Source organism: Bacillus sp. JAS24-2, from assembly GCF_008274905.1.
GTDB lineage: Bacteria > Bacillota > Bacilli > Bacillales > Bacillaceae_G > Bacillus_A > Bacillus_A cereus.
Genome location: NZ_CP031068.1, coordinates 2,896,160 through 2,912,655, shown reverse-complemented (window position 1 = coordinate 2,912,655; position 16,496 = coordinate 2,896,160). Strand labels below are relative to the sequence as shown.

Sequence of the window (16,496 nt, the reverse complement as noted above, 5' to 3'; positions counted from 1 at the left end):
TATTAAATTAATTATAGCATAGAAAAAGAATCAAGAATAGAAAAAAAGTACGCGTATTGAATACAAAATCTTGATTAATTCAAATTAAGTTCTATAATGATAAATATAAATACGCATTACGCGAACGATATATCGTTGTTTATTTTATGGAGGGGTTGTGTATGAAGAAAATTTTATTACTTGCAACTGGTGGGACAATTGCATCTGTGGAGGGGAATGAGGGGCTTGTTCCAGGATTGTCTGCTGAGGAATTATTGAATTATTTTTCGAAGTCTTCTCGAAACTTAGAAATAGATTGCAAAATCTTAATGAATATTGATAGTACCAATATGCAACCTGAGCACTGGAAAGAAATAGCTAATGCTGTTTTTAATCACTATGATGACTATGACGGGTTTGTGATTACACATGGAACGGATACGTTAGCTTATACATCTTCCGCGTTATCTTATATGCTGCAAGGTTTAAGAAAACCAGTTGTTTTAACAGGCTCACAAGTACCTATTAGTTTTAAAAAGACAGATGCAAAGAAAAATGTAGCTGATGCTCTTAGATTTGCCTGTGAGGATGTTGGCGGTGTGTTTATTGTTTTTGATAGTAGGGTGATTATTGGGACGAGAGCAGTTAAAATGCGAACAAAAAGTTATGATGCATTTGAAAGTGTGAATTATCCATATGTTGCTGAGGTAAATGAAGATGAAGTGAAATATCATTGGAAGCCAACGTCCCCCCATAATGAACTTTCAATAAATACTAATTTATGTACGGATGTTTTTCTTATGAAATTGTATCCAGGTACAAAGCCAGAGATATTTGATTGCTTAAAAGATTTGTATAAAGGAATTATTATTGAAAGTTTTGGAAACGGTGGATTACCTTTTGAAGGAAGGAACTTGCTTTCGAAAATTCAAGAGTTGACTGAAATGGGGATTGCTGTAGTGATTACTACTCAATGCCTGGAAGAAGGAGAAGACATACTTCTCTATGAAGTAGGACGGAAAGTGGCACAACATCAAGTAATATTGTCTGGAGATATGAATACGGAAGCCATCATAGCAAAATTGATGTGGGCGCTTGGGAAAACTAATAAATTAGAAGAGATTAAAAAAATTATTGAAGAGCCTTTAGTCTACGATTTAACAATAAAATCTGATAAGGATTGGTAATGACTTCATATGATTTATTTAGGTTTTACATTTAATATGGGGGAGAAATTAAAATGGCAATGACAAACAAGAACGTGCGAGTGGAGAATGATTTTTTGGGAGGAAAGGAATTACCTATTGAGGCATATTACGGAATTCAGACTTTACGCGCTGTTGAAAATTTCCCGATTACAGGGTATAAAATTCATGAAAGTTTAATTAGAGCGTTCGCAATTGTAAAAAAAGCTGCAGCGCTTGCGAATACAGATGTAGGAAGATTGGAATTAAACAAGGGCGGTGCGATCGCAGAAGCTGCTCAAGAAATTCTTGATGGAAAATGGCATGATCATTTCATCGTAGATCCAATCCAAGGCGGAGCGGGTACTTCAATGAACATGAATGCAAATGAAGTCATTGCCAATCGTGCTCTTGAATTATTAGGAATGGAAAAGGGAGACTATCACTATATTAGTCCAAATAGTCATGTAAATATGGCCCAATCAACAAATGATGCATTCCCAACGGCGATTCATATCGCAACGTTAAATGCATTAGAAGGCTTATTACAAACGATGGGTTATATGCATGATGTATTTGAATTAAAAGCCGAACAGTTCGATCATGTGATTAAAATGGGACGTACACATTTACAAGACGCTGTGCCAATTCGCCTTGGACAAGAATTTAAAGCGTACTCACGTGTACTTGAACGTGATATGAAACGCATTCAGCAATCACGTCAACACTTATATGAAGTGAACATGGGAGCAACTGCAGTTGGTACAGGCTTAAATGCAGATCCAGAATATATTGAAGCAGTTGTAAAACATTTAGCTGCAATTAGTGAATTACCGCTTGTTGGTGCAGAAGATTTAGTAGATGCGACGCAAAATACGGATGCTTATACTGAAGTATCTGCAGCACTTAAAGTATGTATGATGAATATGTCTAAAATTGCGAATGACCTTCGCTTAATGGCATCAGGTCCACGTGTTGGTTTAGCGGAAATTATGTTACCAGCTCGTCAACCAGGTTCATCTATTATGCCAGGGAAAGTAAACCCTGTTATGCCAGAGGTAATTAATCAAATTGCGTTCCAAGTCATTGGTAATGACCATACAATTTGCCTTGCTTCAGAAGCAGGACAGTTAGAATTAAACGTGATGGAACCAGTACTTGTTTTCAACTTACTTCAATCGATTAGCATTATGAATAACGGTTTCCGTGCCTTTACAGATAATTGCTTAAAAGGAATTGAAGCGAATGAAGATCGCTTAAAAGAGTATGTTGAGAAAAGTGTAGGAATTATTACAGCCGTGAACCCTCATATCGGTTATGAAGCAGCAGCTCGCGTTGCGAAAGAAGCAATTGCAACAGGTCAATCCGTTCGAGAACTTTGTGTGAAAAATGGTGTATTGTCACAAGAGGACTTAGAATTAATTCTAGATCCATTCGAAATGACACACCCAGGGATTGCAGGAGCAATTCTTTTAAAGAAAAATTAAAAGAAGAGGGGGGACAAGTCCCTCCTCTTTGTTTACAATATAGGAAGATTATAAGTAAGTATACAGTGGCGTTTAATGGTTTATAGAAACAAAATTAAGAGGAGCAGAAATATGATCAACACCACTTTTAAATAAAGAGGATTTATTAAAATATCCTATCATGTTAACAACAAGTTTACATGAATCTTTATAAATAACTATGACCAGCCATGAATCAATAGTTGGCCATAATGATCTTAAAGACCCATATCTTTTAATCCAGGACTATGCTCATTTGGTATTTCAGGAAGTTCTGGTACAGGAAAACCTTTTGGCGGGTCAGTTACTGCTAATGTTCCTTTGTTTCTACTTGGTGATTCACCTTGGAATATTTCTCCCATTCTTGTTGGATCTAAACTAAAATTAAATTGTGCGTTATGGAATCCCATGTCTACATACTTTCTGCACTCTGGGTATTTATTAATATCATAGTTCGGCACAGGGAAGAGTTTCCCCCATTCAACACCCAATGTCTCTAAAGCTTTTGCGAAAGCATTTTGATGTGCATTATCACGTACAATTAAAAATGCAAGTGTTTCTCTAAAAGTTTGATTGGAACTCATTTCATAAATTCTAGTTTTTTGAAGTACACCTGTAGATTCAAGTACTACGTTATCTAATAAATCGCTAATTAAATTCCCATGACTATATACCCAAGATCCATTCCATGGGTTGCCAGCTGCATCAACAGGCAATGAACTTTGAGCACCTACAATAAAGTGGTGAGGATTTGCATGTTTAACCGCTTCATCAAGTGGTGCGTTGTCAATACCAGCATTTCCTGGCGTAGGTTCACCAGATCCAGTTAATAGTTGATTAATTGTATGTTGTACAAGTTCTACATGGCTTATTTCCTCTAAAAAAACACCTCGAAGTAAATCACGATATTGCTTCTCTTTACCTCTAAAATTTGAGCTTTGGAAGAAGTATTGCATCATTGTACGCATTTCGCCATAATGCCCACCTAATATTTCTTGTAAAACTTTTGCGGCAGCTGGATCTGGTTTGTCCGGCTTGATAATATTAATCAGTTCTTCTTTATAATAAAACATGAAGTACACCTCTTTTAAGTTAGTTAACATTGTTATCGTGTCCGCTATTTGGTTACTTAATACTTTAATTCATGTTTTTACCAATTAATTATTATCTCAAAATGAAAAATTTTTGAAAATAACTATTTTAGATGTGAGATGAAAATAGGGGATAGATACTTAGCATTTAATAAAAAAAGATAAGATTACGAAATGTAATCTTATCTTTTCATTAAGAATAATGAATTGTAGCTTCAAGGCTTCAGAATGACTTTTATACAATCATCTTCACGATTATTAAAAATTTGATAACCGTAGCTCGCTTCTTCAAGGGGGATTTTGTGTGTAATAATCTCTTTTGGATCAAATTCTTTATTTGTTATTTTTTCAAATAGTTCTGGCATAAAATGAATGACAGGTGCTTGTCCCATTTTAAGATTAATATTTCTAACCCAAAATGCTCCGAGTGGAAATGCATTATAATTGCCACCATAAACGCCAGTCATTTGAACCGTTCCATATTTTCTTACAGCTTTCGTAGCAATTTGAATAGGGCCGAGAGTTCCGCCTTGTAATTTCAATTTTTGTTCCAGAAATTCTAGTGGCGATTTTTTTCCATCCATTCCCACGCAATCAATGACTACATCAGCACCGCCATGTGTAATTTCCTTTAAATGTTCTCCCATATCTGGAAATTTTGTAAACTCAAATACCTCAACGTTGTTAATCTTTTTTGCATAATTCATCCGATAATCTAAGTAATCCACTGCAATTACACGTTTAGCGCCTTGCATCCAAGCAAATTTTTGTGTCATTAATCCAACAGGTCCACAACCAAGGACGATAACAGTATCACCTGGCTTAACGCCTGCGTTTATTACACTCCAATAGGCTGTAGGTAAAACATCTGATAAAAATAGTAGGGATTCATCTTCAAGCTCGCATGATTCCGGTATAACAAATGGAGTAAAATTTCCAAATGGAACTTTTAAATATTCTGCTTGTCCGCCTGGATGATTACCAAATTTCTCCGTATAACCAAAGTATCCACCAGAATCGTAATGAGGGTTTGAGTTATCACATTGACTTTCCATTTCATGTTGGCAATAGAAACAATGTCCACAAGAAACGTTGAAGGGGATGACAACACGATCGCCTTTTTTCACTTTAGTGACATCTGGCCCGACTTCTTCAACGATTCCCATTGGTTCATGGCCGATAATGTATCCTTGAGGTAAGGGCATGTTACCTTGATATAAATGTAAATCAGAACCGCAAATAGCGGTTGAAGTAATTCTTACAATAATATCATCTTTTTTCTCTAACTTTGCATCATCAACTTGTTTAACTTGTACTTGATTTGGTCCTTGATAGGTTACAGCTTTCATCTCATATCTCCTTTTGGATTATGTCTCAAAACATAATTTTATTTAATTTCTTGTTGAAATAGAAATCTTGCTTTTATTTACTGAAGGGAATTAGGAAGTATACATAGTGTTGTTATGAAAGTATGTTATATCAGTTATTCTTTCTTATATGTTTTGCCCTACTTTAAGAAAAAAATCAATTTTTATTCATAATCTAATTTCCATAAAAAGGATAATTATTATTTCATAATTTGTAGCATATTAAAAACATCGGAGGTGAAATAAGATGGCAAACAATAATAGTGGAAGTCGTAATGAATTGTTAGTTCGAGGTGCTGAACAAGTTCTTGATCAAATGAAATATGAAATTGCACAAGAGTTTGGTGTACAACTTGGTGCAGATACAACAGCTCGTGCAAACGGATCTGTTGGTGGCGAAATTACAAAACGTTTAGTAGCAATGGCTGAACAACAACTTGGTGGTAGAGCTAACCGCTAAGTAAATTGGCTTAAAATATAGCAAATATGTAAATCAATTTCTTTTGTGTATTCATAAAAATAAAAAACCTTATATTAAACAGATACTCACTCAAAGATTATTGATAATCTTCTTTCATAATCTTTGAGTATTTAATTTGTAAACTACTTTCCTAAACAATAAACACGCGGTGTTGGAAAGGTGTTTTCCATGCATAGTAGAAAATCTTTTGCAGGAAAAAGCATACTTAAAAATTTGATTTCAATATTGAAATCAATATTTATTATGATATTTTCGAAAGGTAGGAATTTAAAAATGGGTATATTAAGTGGAAATCCTCAAAATGAACCGTTACATTACGGTGAAGTATTTGACATTTGGAGTTATCTTCTTGCTGCACAGGGTGCAATTGCAAGTCATCAAGTATTTATGAATCATACAGGTGATGAAGATTTGAAGAAGTTTTTAGAAGGCTTAATTGAAAATGATATGAATTCGGAAATAGAAGAATTAAAAGCTCTTTTAAAGATTAATGGCGTAGCATTACCGCCTGCTCCTCCAGAACGACCAGTTGCATCTATCGAAGACATTCCCCCAGGGGCACGTATTAATGATGTTGAAATAGCAGCAGCTGTTTCTACAGGATTAGCAGCTGGGCTTGTGACATGTAGTCAAGTGATGGGAAAATGTCTTCGAGAAGATGTAGGGATGCTATTTGGCCAATTTCATATGAAAAAAGCGCAGGCAGGTGTAACTCTGCTACGTTTAAGTAAGAAAAAAGGGTGGGTAGTTCCACCTCCGTTACATGTAAGAAATTCTGATCAAGCTTAATAAACAAAAATAAAAAAGTGGCATTGGCCACTTTTTTATTTTTTAGATGTATCCTCAAGCTTGGATTTATTTATTGTGGAAGAATCTATATATTCATCTGATATTTCCATAGCATATTTATCATGATGAATATGATTGCGATTTTTTAATTCATCGTCGTTACGTAGCACTAGCCTCTTCATATAAATATGGAAGAAAACTTCTGTTCCACCAATAATTAAAGCGGCTATAAATGAAGAAAGTCCAATGTTACGAGTAGCATCTAAATTAGTAAACAAGGATGTTAGTAACCAAGTTCCGAAAAAGCTTAAGCCGAAATCTGCCATTGTAGCAATCATATTTCCGTATTTAGGTAAAATGAAGAGGTCTCCGATTAAATAGGCAGCTCCCGTAAGAAAAAGAGAAATTAGAAATACTCTAGGAATTGAAATGCCTTGAAAGATACTGAGCATGATTAGCAATACTGCAGTTATCGCTGTGTATTTAATTAATAAGGCAACAATATGTTTCATCATTTTCCTCCATTGTTTAAACGTATATGGAATACAATATTTCATTAAAAACGGATTATGCTTTTATATAGCGTAACCCGTTTTAATCACCCCTTAATGGTAAGAAGTACAACCTGGGTAAGAAGCAGGCTTATACTATGGATAGTATTTGCGGAATATCGAGCTTTATTCATAAAGGGTAGTTCCATTCTTATAATAGAGATGTTGCCTAAGTACAGTGTTTTTTCATATTAAACTTAATATTCGTTGGTGTTTTGATTCATTAATATAAAAATAAACAAAGTATTTCCGCATTTAATGCATCTTTTTATCTATATATTTTCCGTAATCAGGTACAGCAATTTTATCAAATTCTTGAACCAGTGTTTTGAGGCTCGTTGATAGCAATTCACCTGACATTGGTATCCCATGTCCAGTAATAGCGACTAGAGGCTTTAATTCTTCTAATTTAATGACTGATTCTTTAGCGGCTTTCCAGTCTGTTGTTAAATAACGAGGAGGACCGCTTATTTCCTGTTCTTGAGTTATTACTTTATACAGATACTCCTGTTTCACTGTAACAAAAGCGTCCCCAGCAATTAAAGTTCGGTCTTTCTCTCGGAATAATGAAATCTGCCCAGGAGTATGCCCTGGTGTATGAATCCATCTAAACTCTGGCATATGGGGAACAGTTCCATCGATAGGTAGTGCTTTTACGCTATTTCCTAAATCAATCGGTTCATTAGGGAACAGGGGAGACATTTTCGCTACCATACCACCTTCAACTGTTGGATCTGGTTCAGGATAGCTTTGTTGTCCAGTCAAAAACGGTATCTCCATTTGATGGGCATAAACTGGAACATCCCAATATTTAATGAGTTCAATTATTCCTCCAACATGATCAAAATGCCCATGAGTTAAAATAATTGCTTTTGGACGGCTATTTGTACCAAATCGCTCCTCAGTAACAGAGATAATTTCATTTGCACATTTAGGCATTCCAGCGTCAACTAAAACAAAATCATCGGTATGCGGATTCCCAACAAAACATATGTTGACGATTTGAATCGTGTAGCAAAATAAATCAGGCAATACTTCGATGCCGTGACCACTTTCAATTGAAGTTGCTGGAATAAACTTGTAATCACTTCCATAATTCATTTCCTTGTTCACCTTTTATCCCCCTTAATATGTTTCAATACGACATTATAGTTCCCTAATTTCTCAAATCCATTTTGGGAGATTTGAGAAAAGAATTAGTGGGGATTACAAAAAACAAAAATTAAGGTGGAGACATATCAATTTATATAAAGTGCAAACAGAAAATATTGATTTCACAAGTGTAGTTTTTACTATTTTTTGAGGAGGGGTTATGAGTTAATAAAAGGTTCATCTGAATATTTTAATGTAGGTTTATAAAGAATACAGAACAGTAGCTAATAGAAATCCATTAAATGAGGCGATTACTTGTACCGATGCTTTTCATAATCAAAGGATATTTAAGTTTTGTGATGTAATTGAGATTGATTAAATTATGCTTTTCAATAGCTATTAACAGCCCTTTCAGTGATACTAATATCTCTTACTAGCTATATGATATATTCTATTTTTTTATCTAACTAACGCTCTTAGTGTAGCTGGTGTCCTTGCATTAAGTACTTCATGGTTTTTATTCATTTTCACATGTTTCATCCGAAAGAAAAACGGAAATCCCTTCTTTATTAGAGATAGGAAATTCCGGTTCATCTTTTTTATAAACAGTTCAATTGTATTTCAAATTCACATGATGATTCGGTAAATCACCTTGGATAAAGTAGGCTTTATTGATAGCGAATCTGTATTTCTTGATTGATTACCGCCTATTCCTCATACATCATTTTCCTCGTCATTCCACCGTCTACGACAAGGTTTATACCTGTAACAAAATCATTTTCACTGGCTGTTAAATACAGACAGGCTCGTGCAATATCATCTGGTGTTCCTACACGCTTTGATAGGTGCTGTTCATGATCAATTTTACTTAATTTTGAATAATCTCCTGTTTCAATCCAACCTGGGGAAATAGCATTCACGGTAATCCTATCTTCGCTAAATGAGGCTGCGAGCGCATGTGTAATAGCAACGATCCCACCTTTTGTGGCAGCATAAGATTCTGAATTTGGCTCAGACATAATCGCCCTTGTAGAGGCAATATTCACGATAGATCCACCTTCTTTGTTATGACGCATATACTTTGCTGCTTCACGTGAACCCAAGAAAACGCTTCTTAGGTTTGTGCTTATTACATCGTCCCATTCTTCTAGCGAAATATCGTAAGGAGACTTGAATAACTCTTTTCCTGCATTATTAATTAAAATATCTATCTGACCGTATGTTTGATTAGCTACTTCCATTAATCGAATAATATCTGTTTCCAGCCTTACATCTGTTTGTACGAAAAGTGCTTCTTTACCCTGTTCTTTCATCTTAGTAACTGTTTTTGCACCTGCTTTTTCGTCTATATCTGCTAAAATAACATTGGCCCCTTTTTCTGCATAGTGTAAAGCGATTCCTCTCCCGATTCCATTTCCAGCCCCTGTTATGATCACTGATTTATTAGAAAAATCCATTGTAATTACACTCCTTTTAAAAAAATATAATAATATAACATACAAAAATTATCCTTCTGCATAAGCAATAGTTAATTGATTATGCCAGTATTTTTATTCTTCACTAATAAAAGGAGTAATTATCTTTTTTTCATAAGAAGATAACACAATATTCGTTGATGGCGTACCATATTGCATTGAATCATCAATAAATTGTTCTAAACTTTCTACAGAATGTGTTGCTATTTTGACAATATAGCTAATTTCTCCTGCTACTCTGTAACACTCAAGTACATCTGGATGATTGTAGCAAAAGTTAGATAATGATTTACAATTTGTTGATTTAAACAGTATAAGTGCAGAAATTGGACGATTTATTTTTTTTAGAGAAACATGTGCATGGTAACCTTCAATAATTTGTTGTTCCTCTAACTTTCGTACTCGCTCAGTTACTGACGGGGAAGATAAGTGAACCGCTTCCGCTAAATCCTTCATTGAAATTTTTGCATTTGACTGTAATAGTCCCACGATTTTTTTATCAATTTGATCCATAAAATATCCAACCTTTTTTTATAAAATAGAATAACCTAAATTCTTTATAAAATAAAGTAAAACAATTAAATATCCTTACTGAACTTATTTATCAGCCTTCTATACTTGTATAAAATAAGGGTAGAAGGAGGCGGTTTACGATATGAAAAAGATTTTATTATTATTAGCTGACGGGTTTGAAGCAGTAGAAGCTAGTGTATTTACAGATGTACTAGGCTGGAATAAATGGGAGGGAGATGGATCAACCGAGGTCGTAACAGTTGGTCTTCGGAATAAATTAACTTGTACTTGGAATTTTACTGTCATACCGGAAAAAACGGTTGATGATATTCAATTAGATGAATTTGATGCACTAGCTATTCCAGGAGGATTTGAAGAGGCTGGTTTTTATCGGGATGCATACAGTAGAGAATTCTTACATGTTATTCAACATTTTTATGCCAAGCAGAAGCCTATTGCCAGTATTTGTGTTGCATCATTAACGCTTGGAAAAAGTGGAATTCTTGTAGGTAAAAAAGCTACCACATACAGTCATCCAACGAGTAAACGAAAAGAGCAGTTAAAGAATTTTGGTGCAATAGTACAAAATGATTTAATAGTACAAGATGGAAATATTATTACATCATCAAATCCAGGCACAGCTTTTGATGTTGCGTTTTTATTACTTGAAAAATTAACATCTAAAAAGAATGCTGAACATGTAAAGGATCTTATGGGATTTTAGGCATTTATCTTCTTATGAGTTTTTGATGCTTGCTAGAAGTAATGTGAAAAGTCGCCGTGCTCTAGTTCTATTTGCTGAATCCGAGGAAAAAGAAAAAGGGTTTGATTATTACAATACTTATAATAGGAGAATTTTTATGATTATAACACTTTTCACATATATTTTGTTAGGTTTATCTTTAGCAATACCCGCAGGTGCTATGACAGTCCAAATGACGAAACAAGGAATGAGAAATGGTTTCGTACATGGTTGGTTTGTAGGTATAGGAGGAATGACTGTAGATTTATCTTTAATAGTCCTGATTTATCTAGGGTTCTCTAGTGTATTAACCAATCCGTGGGTAGAAACAGTTATGTGGCTCCTAGGTTTTATATTTTTAATGTTTATTGGAATAGAAAGCATTAAAGAAGCAAAGTCGGAAGTTAACATAGATGGAGAAGATCCTAATAAATCTTTATTATCAGCTTATTTATCTGGTTTTATGATTGCTATATCACCGGCTAATATTGTATTTTGGATAGGGGTCTTTGGCCCGGTTCTCGTTTCTTCATTAGGTAATGCAAGTACATCTACATTTATATTAATAGCTGTAGGTATTTTATTAGGTATCTTTATGCATGATATGATCTTATTAAGCTTTGTTCATTTTACTAGACGTTTTCTAAATCCAACCTTTATTAAAAGAGTATCTATATTTGCCGCAATAGTCCTATTCGGATTTAGTGGTTATTTTGGTTACGAGTTTATAAAACAAGTAATGACTTTTATCTCAAAAGCATAGTTCTTATAAACTTAAATAGGGTGGTTATAAGGTAAATGAAAAAGATACGTATTTTAAACGTAACGTAATTGTAAATATGTTATATCACGTAGGCAACCCCTTAGGAATTCATTGATTCCTGAGGGGTCTTTAAATTCTTTACACGTAGCCTCTACTATAATTGATGGTGTATGAGCTTAGCTCAATAGCGATGGGGTACTACCCGCATTTTAACGAAAATATACGCTAAGCAAATTTCGATATAAAAGAAGCCGAATTTTCTACTTTAAGAAACTTTCGGTTTCAATTCGTTATGACATTGCTCTATGTTGTTATAGATATATAATTTAATTAAAGTTTCAATTAGTTTAGATCATCAAAAATAATGTCTTTTTTATCTAAATTTCTTAGAACTTATATATGAGATGAATATTAATTTATAAGCATTAAATATTTGTGAAGATTTAATTGACGAACATATTTTTTTGACTTTTATTGAAAGTGGATTACACTATAAAAATTTTAGAGAATGGCTATCTATATAAAAATTACATAACAGTAGCTAATATAAATCCATTAAATAAGACGATTACTTGTACGGATGCTTTTCATAATCAAAGAATGTTTAAGTTTGGAGATGTAATTGAAGTGGATTAGAGGGGGAGAAATAAAAATAGTTATCTCTTCCTAACTTAATTATATCATGTAAATCAAGTTCGAAATAGACTGTTTATTCGTATTGACTCCTGCTACAATCAAGAACACATGCATAGTAAGGAGAGATGTTACATGAGTTCTTTCGTTCTCGATTTTCAGGAAATAGAAAACACGCAGCTTTCGCTCGTCGGTGGAAAAGGTTTGAATTTAGGGGAGTTATCAAGCGTTCAAGGGTTACAAGTACCCGAAGGTTTTTGTGTTACAACGGTAGGATATGAAAAGGCTATCGAGCAAAATGAAGAGCTTCAAACTTTGTTGCAGCAGCTAACAAAGTTGAAAATGGAAGAGCGTGCTCAAATTGGTGAAATGAGTAAGAAGATTAGAGAAGTCATTATGGCAGTAGAAATCCCTACTGATGTAGTGGAAGCAGTAGCTCATTATCTCTCACGTTTTGGAAATGAACATGCGTATGCCGTGCGTTCTAGTGCGACGGCTGAAGATTTACCGTATGCTTCATTTGCAGGTCAACAAGATACGTATTTAAATATTATCGGAGAAGAAGCGATTTTACAGCATGTAAGAAAGTGCTGGGCGTCTTTATTTACAGAGCGAGCAGTTACGTACCGCATGCAAAATGGTTTTGAACATAATCAAGTTTCTATATGTGTTGTCGTTCAAAAAATGGTTTTCCCTGAGGCTTCGGGCATTTTATTTACGGCTGATCCAATTACTTCTAACCGAAAGGTGTTATCAATTGATGCCAGTTTTGGACTTGGTGAGGCATTAGTATCGGGTCTGGTCTCTGCCGATAATTATAAAGTAAAAGAAGGCGAAATTTCAGAAACGATGATAGCGACTAAAAAAATAGCTATTTATGCTGTAAAAGAGGGCGGAACAGAGACGAAACAGATTGATCCGGTTCAGCAAAAACTTCAAACATTGTCTGAACAACAAATTTTACAACTAGCACAGATCGGAAGACAAATCGAAGCTTATTTTGGTTGTCCGCAAGATATTGAATGGTGCTTAGTTGATGATACAATTTATATAGTCCAAAGCAGACCGATTACGACTTTATATCCAATTCCAGAAGTAAATGATGGGGAAAATCACGTGTATATATCAGTTGGTCACCAACAAATGATGACCGATGCGATGAAACCACTTGGGTTATCTTTTTTCTTGTTAACAACTAGTGCCCCTATGCGTAAAGCGGGAGGCAGGTTATTTGTCGATGCTACGCAACAATTAGCTTTACCTGCTAGCAGAGATTACTTAATAAACACTTTAGGAAAATCGGATCCACTCGTAAGAGATGCATTAACGACTATAGTTGAGCGAGATAATTTTATTAAATTATTACCAGATGATGAAAAAGGGAAGAGTGTTGGTAAAAGTGTGCCACCTGCAAATTCTCAACCAGAAATTGAAAATGATCCGGCAATCGTTACAAATTTAATACAGAATAGTCAAGCATCAATCGAAGAGTTAAAACGAAACATACAAACGAAATCAGGGCTGGATGTACTCCATTTTATTTTAGAAGACATTCAGCAATTAAAGAAAGTATTATTTAACTCGCAAAGTATAGCTATTATTATGGCAGGTATGAATGCTTCATCATGGATTAATGAAAAGATGGAACAATGGCTAGGGGAAAAGAATGCAGCAGATGTACTTTCACAATCTGTACAAAATAATATTACTTCAGAAATGGGTTTAGCATTATTAGATGTTGCAGATGTGATTCGGCCGTATCCAGAAGTCATTGCGTATTTACAGCATGTAGAAGATGACAGCTTTTTAGATGAATTAATTCAGTTTAAAGGCGGGGAAACAGTTCGGGATGCAATCGATGCCTTTCTAAATAAATATGGAATGAGATGCAGCGGAGAAATCGACATTACGAAAACGCGCTGGAGTGAACAGCCAGCTACAATTATACCGATGATTTTAAATCATATAAGGGACTTTGAATATGGTGCTAGTAAACGGAAGTTTGAAGAAGGGCTGCAGGAAGCTTTGAAAAAAGAAGAAGAGCTGTTAGAGCGATTGCAGCACTTGCCGGGTGGGGAACAAAAAGTAGAAGAGACGAAGAGAATGATTTGTAACCTCCGCAATTTCATCGGTTATCGTGAATATCCGAAATACGGCATGATTCATCGTTATTTCATATATAAGCAGGCATTACTGAAAGAAGCAGAGAAACTTGTGAAAAATAATGTTCTGGATGAAATAGAAGATATATACTATCTAACTTTTGAAGAACTTCACGAAGTCGTCCGCACAAATAAACTAGATTACGAGCTTATTCATCAACAAAAAAATGAGTACAAATTATATGAAAAACTAACGCCGCCGCGAGTTATGACGTCTGATGGAGAAATCATTACAGGTAAATATAAACGAGAAAATCTCCCGGCCGAAGCAATTGTAGGTTTGCCTGTTTCTTCAGGAGTGATTGAGGGGAGAGCTCGCGTTATTTTAAACATGGAAGAAGCGAATTTAGAAGAGGGCGATATATTAGTTACAGCTTTTACTGATCCGGGCTGGACACCATTGTTTGTGTCTATAAAAGGGTTAGTCACTGAAGTTGGCGGACTTATGACGCACGGAGCAGTAATTGCACGTGAATATGGATTACCGGCAGTCGTTGGAGTAGAGAATGCTACGAAATTAATAAAAGACGGACAACGAATTCGGGTACATGGAACAGAAGGGTATATTGAAGTGTTGTAATGAAATAAAAGAACATCCGCTATTATAGTGGATGTTCTTTTATTATATAGCTGACTTATTTCTTTAAGCCAGCCGCATAAAAAGGTCCATGAACTGCGATTGTTGATAATATGAACAATAATGTTCGTACGCAAATATTAGAAGGGTTAAAAGCAAAAGGAGATACTGTAACAACAGATCAAGCTGCGAAATTAGTAACACCTATTGTAAAGAACGTGAAAAATATGAATGAGGTCGGCAAAAATAGTGCGAACGGTAACTCACCAATATCATTGTTCCAGCCGTTATGGATTGCAAGTTTAGCTAGTGCAGCGATTATTTTTATTGCGATTTGTAAAATGCCAGTAAGCTCAAGAAAAGAAAACTTTCTGTTAAAAGTAAACCAAATCGTAACAGGAGCTATTGCGACACTTGTAATTGGATTTGGTCTTACATGGATTGCGGATGGGATGGTAGGGTTAAATATTTCGAACTTCACGGATACAGCTCTATTCTTATCCATTACTTCTTTTAGTTTCTTCTTAATGATATCTGCGGTACTTTCATTGGTTGGGCTAAAAGGAATCGGTTTATTCGCTTTATTACTATTCTTCGGGGCGCCGTTACTATCATTAGCACCTGAGATGTTGTCTCCGTTTTATCAAGACTGGGTTTACTCATGGTTACCAATGAAATTTATGATTGAAGGCCTAAGAGAAATCTTCTTCTTCGGAAAAGGGTTAAGTTGGAATACTCCTGTTACTGTACTCGTTTGGATTGGTATAGTAAGTATGGTTACTATATTAGCAACTGCATTCAAACGTAGTGTAGTAAAAGGGCATAAAACAGAATTGAACGCTTAAAAAAAAGCCGTTTCACTAATTAGTGAAACGGCTTTTTTTGATGAAATCTATAAGCTGAAGAATGAATATTTGCTGATAATAAAGTTTGTTAATTTTTCTGGCTTTTCCTCAATGTAAACACCTAATTGTTGAAAAGTGTTATGTTTAGAATTAAGTCGGGATCTCTAAAGGTCACGTACATTCCAGACAATCTCACCACGTTCGTCATCCCACGTACTGTGATGACGCTTAAATCCTATCTTTTCTAGTACCCGGAGGGAAGCGATATTCCAAGCACCTACAGTCGACCAAAGTCTTTGGCGCCCAGTAGCAATCGCCGCGTCCAGTACAACAGATGCCGCCTCAGTCGCATAACCTTTACCATGAGCGCTGCGGAACAACTCGTATGCAATCTCCGGCTCTTCAAGTGTGGAACGACCGATAATCAAGCCGCAGTATCCGATGAAATCGCCTTCGTCTCTTCTTCGAATAGTGAGAAGGGAAATGCCATTTTCATCTGCCTTCTTACGCATCTCAATAAGCCGTTTACGAACGGAGTCGAGGGTCGGCATGTCCACACCACGTTCGCCAATTAATTTCCTCATCCAAACTGAATCGGATTCCTCCCACATACTCAGGTCAAGTCGTTCGGTTTTTAGCTGGAACTCCATAGTTTTAAATAAAGATGGCATAGTGGAACCTCCTAATTATGTCACTTAACTCATAATAGCTTCGCACCGCATCATGTTGAACCAATCGTTGATTCGC

At 35.3% G+C, this 16,496-nt stretch carries 15 protein-coding genes and 1 pseudogene; 9 read left to right on the top strand and 7 right to left on the bottom strand.

Annotated elements, in window-relative coordinates; translation table 11 throughout:
* Nucleotides 1–161: 161 nt before the first annotated feature.
* On the top strand, nt 162–1,166 hold the full coding sequence (gene ansA, locus DN407_RS15160; protein ID WP_000722296.1) for an asparaginase: 1,005 nt from the start codon (nt 162–164) through the stop codon (nt 1,164–1,166).
* A gap of 53 nt (nt 1,167–1,219) precedes the next feature.
* Entirely contained in the window at nt 1,220–2,650 is a 1,431-nt protein-coding gene (aspA, locus tag DN407_RS15155; RefSeq protein WP_050821952.1) for an aspartate ammonia-lyase, read from the top strand.
* Nucleotides 2,651–2,886: 236 nt separating this feature from the next.
* On the opposite strand, the gene DN407_RS15150 is transcribed toward aspA, so the two are convergent.
* Both DN407_RS15150 and DN407_RS15145 read right to left on the bottom strand, forming a co-directional pair.
* On the bottom strand, nt 2,887–3,741 hold the full coding sequence (locus DN407_RS15150) for a manganese catalase family protein (protein WP_098664079.1): 855 nt from the start codon (nt 3,739–3,741) through the stop codon (nt 2,887–2,889).
* Nucleotides 3,742–3,974: 233 nt separating this feature from the next.
* On the bottom strand, nt 3,975–5,108 hold the full coding sequence (locus tag DN407_RS15145; protein WP_000649092.1) for a zinc-dependent alcohol dehydrogenase: 1,134 nt from the start codon (nt 5,106–5,108) through the stop codon (nt 3,975–3,977).
* Nucleotides 5,109–5,373: 265 nt separating this feature from the next.
* Here DN407_RS15145 and sasP point away from each other — a divergent pair, with 265 nt between their 5' ends.
* Together sasP and DN407_RS15135 are read left to right on the top strand one after the other, a co-directional pair.
* The gene (sasP, locus tag DN407_RS15140; protein ID WP_149216443.1) at nt 5,374–5,586 is read left to right on the top strand and encodes a small acid-soluble spore protein, SasP family; all 213 of its coding nucleotides are present in this window, start codon (nt 5,374–5,376) and stop codon (nt 5,584–5,586) included.
* A 294-nt stretch (nt 5,587–5,880) separates the two neighbouring features.
* The gene (locus DN407_RS15135; RefSeq protein WP_001986359.1) at nt 5,881–6,396 is read left to right on the top strand and encodes a DUF3231 family protein; all 516 of its coding nucleotides are present in this window, start codon (nt 5,881–5,883) and stop codon (nt 6,394–6,396) included.
* A 35-nt stretch (nt 6,397–6,431) separates the two neighbouring features.
* Here DN407_RS15135 and DN407_RS15130 read toward each other — a convergent pair whose 3' ends face one another.
* The 4 genes from DN407_RS15130 to DN407_RS15115 form a co-directional block, all read right to left on the bottom strand.
* Nucleotides 6,432–6,908 (bottom strand): YndM family protein, encoded by a 477-nt coding sequence (locus DN407_RS15130; RefSeq protein ID WP_000680666.1) that lies wholly within the window; start codon nt 6,906–6,908, stop codon nt 6,432–6,434.
* Between the two features lie 294 nt (nt 6,909–7,202).
* A complete protein-coding gene (locus DN407_RS15125) occupies nt 7,203–8,060 on the bottom strand; it encodes an MBL fold metallo-hydrolase (protein ID WP_149216442.1) in 858 nt (285 codons plus the stop codon).
* A 686-nt stretch (nt 8,061–8,746) separates the two neighbouring features.
* Nucleotides 8,747–9,496 (bottom strand): glucose 1-dehydrogenase, encoded by a 750-nt coding sequence (locus DN407_RS15120; protein WP_000347901.1) that lies wholly within the window; start codon nt 9,494–9,496, stop codon nt 8,747–8,749.
* A gap of 93 nt (nt 9,497–9,589) precedes the next feature.
* Complete coding sequence (locus tag DN407_RS15115) at nt 9,590–10,027, bottom strand: Lrp/AsnC family transcriptional regulator (protein WP_000372089.1); 438 nt, start codon at nt 10,025–10,027, stop codon at nt 9,590–9,592.
* Between the two features lie 142 nt (nt 10,028–10,169).
* On the opposite strand from DN407_RS15115, the gene DN407_RS15110 reads away from it, so the two are divergent.
* The 5 genes and pseudogenes from DN407_RS15110 to DN407_RS15090 all read left to right on the top strand — a co-directional run.
* Nucleotides 10,170–10,751, top strand: coding sequence for a DJ-1/PfpI family protein (locus tag DN407_RS15110; RefSeq protein WP_000722336.1), 582 nt, complete (start codon nt 10,170–10,172; stop codon nt 10,749–10,751).
* Nucleotides 10,752–10,887: 136 nt separating this feature from the next.
* Nucleotides 10,888–11,532 (top strand): LysE family translocator, encoded by a 645-nt coding sequence (locus DN407_RS15105; protein WP_000587494.1) that lies wholly within the window; start codon nt 10,888–10,890, stop codon nt 11,530–11,532.
* Between the two features lie 474 nt (nt 11,533–12,006).
* On the top strand, nt 12,007–12,168 hold the full coding sequence (locus tag DN407_RS15100; RefSeq protein WP_015382330.1) for a YolD-like family protein: 162 nt from the start codon (nt 12,007–12,009) through the stop codon (nt 12,166–12,168).
* A 132-nt stretch (nt 12,169–12,300) separates the two neighbouring features.
* Nucleotides 12,301–14,907: a phosphoenolpyruvate synthase gene (gene ppsA / locus DN407_RS15095; protein ID WP_149216441.1), complete on the top strand. Its 2,607-nt coding sequence runs from the start codon at nt 12,301–12,303 to the stop codon at nt 14,905–14,907.
* Nucleotides 14,908–15,002: 95 nt separating this feature from the next.
* Nucleotides 15,003–15,749 (top strand): annotated as a pseudogene (locus tag DN407_RS15090) (ABC-2 transporter permease); the annotation flags it as partial.
* 164 nt (nt 15,750–15,913) lie between these two features.
* On the opposite strand, the gene DN407_RS15085 reads toward DN407_RS15090, so the two are convergent.
* Nucleotides 15,914–16,420: a GNAT family N-acetyltransferase gene (locus DN407_RS15085; protein WP_001139529.1), complete on the bottom strand. Its 507-nt coding sequence runs from the start codon at nt 16,418–16,420 to the stop codon at nt 15,914–15,916.
* Nucleotides 16,421–16,496: the final 76 nt, after the last annotated feature.

Coding starts and splice junctions, on each gene's coding strand:
- ansA (WP_000722296.1), top strand. CDS start 162: ATGAAGAAAATTTTATTACTTGCAACTGGTGGGACAATTGCATCTGTG.
- aspA (WP_050821952.1), top strand. CDS start 1,220: ATGGCAATGACAAACAAGAACGTGCGAGTGGAGAATGATTTTTTGGGA.
- DN407_RS15150 (WP_098664079.1), bottom strand. CDS start 3,741: ATGTTTTATTATAAAGAAGAACTGATTAATATTATCAAGCCGGACAAA.
- DN407_RS15145 (WP_000649092.1), bottom strand. CDS start 5,108: ATGAAAGCTGTAACCTATCAAGGACCAAATCAAGTACAAGTTAAACAA.
- sasP (WP_149216443.1), top strand. CDS start 5,374: ATGGCAAACAATAATAGTGGAAGTCGTAATGAATTGTTAGTTCGAGGT.
- DN407_RS15135 (WP_001986359.1), top strand. CDS start 5,881: ATGGGTATATTAAGTGGAAATCCTCAAAATGAACCGTTACATTACGGT.
- DN407_RS15130 (WP_000680666.1), bottom strand. CDS start 6,908: ATGAAACATATTGTTGCCTTATTAATTAAATACACAGCGATAACTGCA.
- DN407_RS15120 (WP_000347901.1), bottom strand. CDS start 9,496: ATGGATTTTTCTAATAAATCAGTGATCATAACAGGGGCTGGAAATGGA.
- DN407_RS15115 (WP_000372089.1), bottom strand. CDS start 10,027: ATGGATCAAATTGATAAAAAAATCGTGGGACTATTACAGTCAAATGCA.
- DN407_RS15110 (WP_000722336.1), top strand. CDS start 10,170: ATGAAAAAGATTTTATTATTATTAGCTGACGGGTTTGAAGCAGTAGAA.
- DN407_RS15105 (WP_000587494.1), top strand. CDS start 10,888: ATGATTATAACACTTTTCACATATATTTTGTTAGGTTTATCTTTAGCA.
- ppsA (WP_149216441.1), top strand. CDS start 12,301: ATGAGTTCTTTCGTTCTCGATTTTCAGGAAATAGAAAACACGCAGCTT.
- DN407_RS15085 (WP_001139529.1), bottom strand. CDS start 16,420: ATGCCATCTTTATTTAAAACTATGGAGTTCCAGCTAAAAACCGAACGA.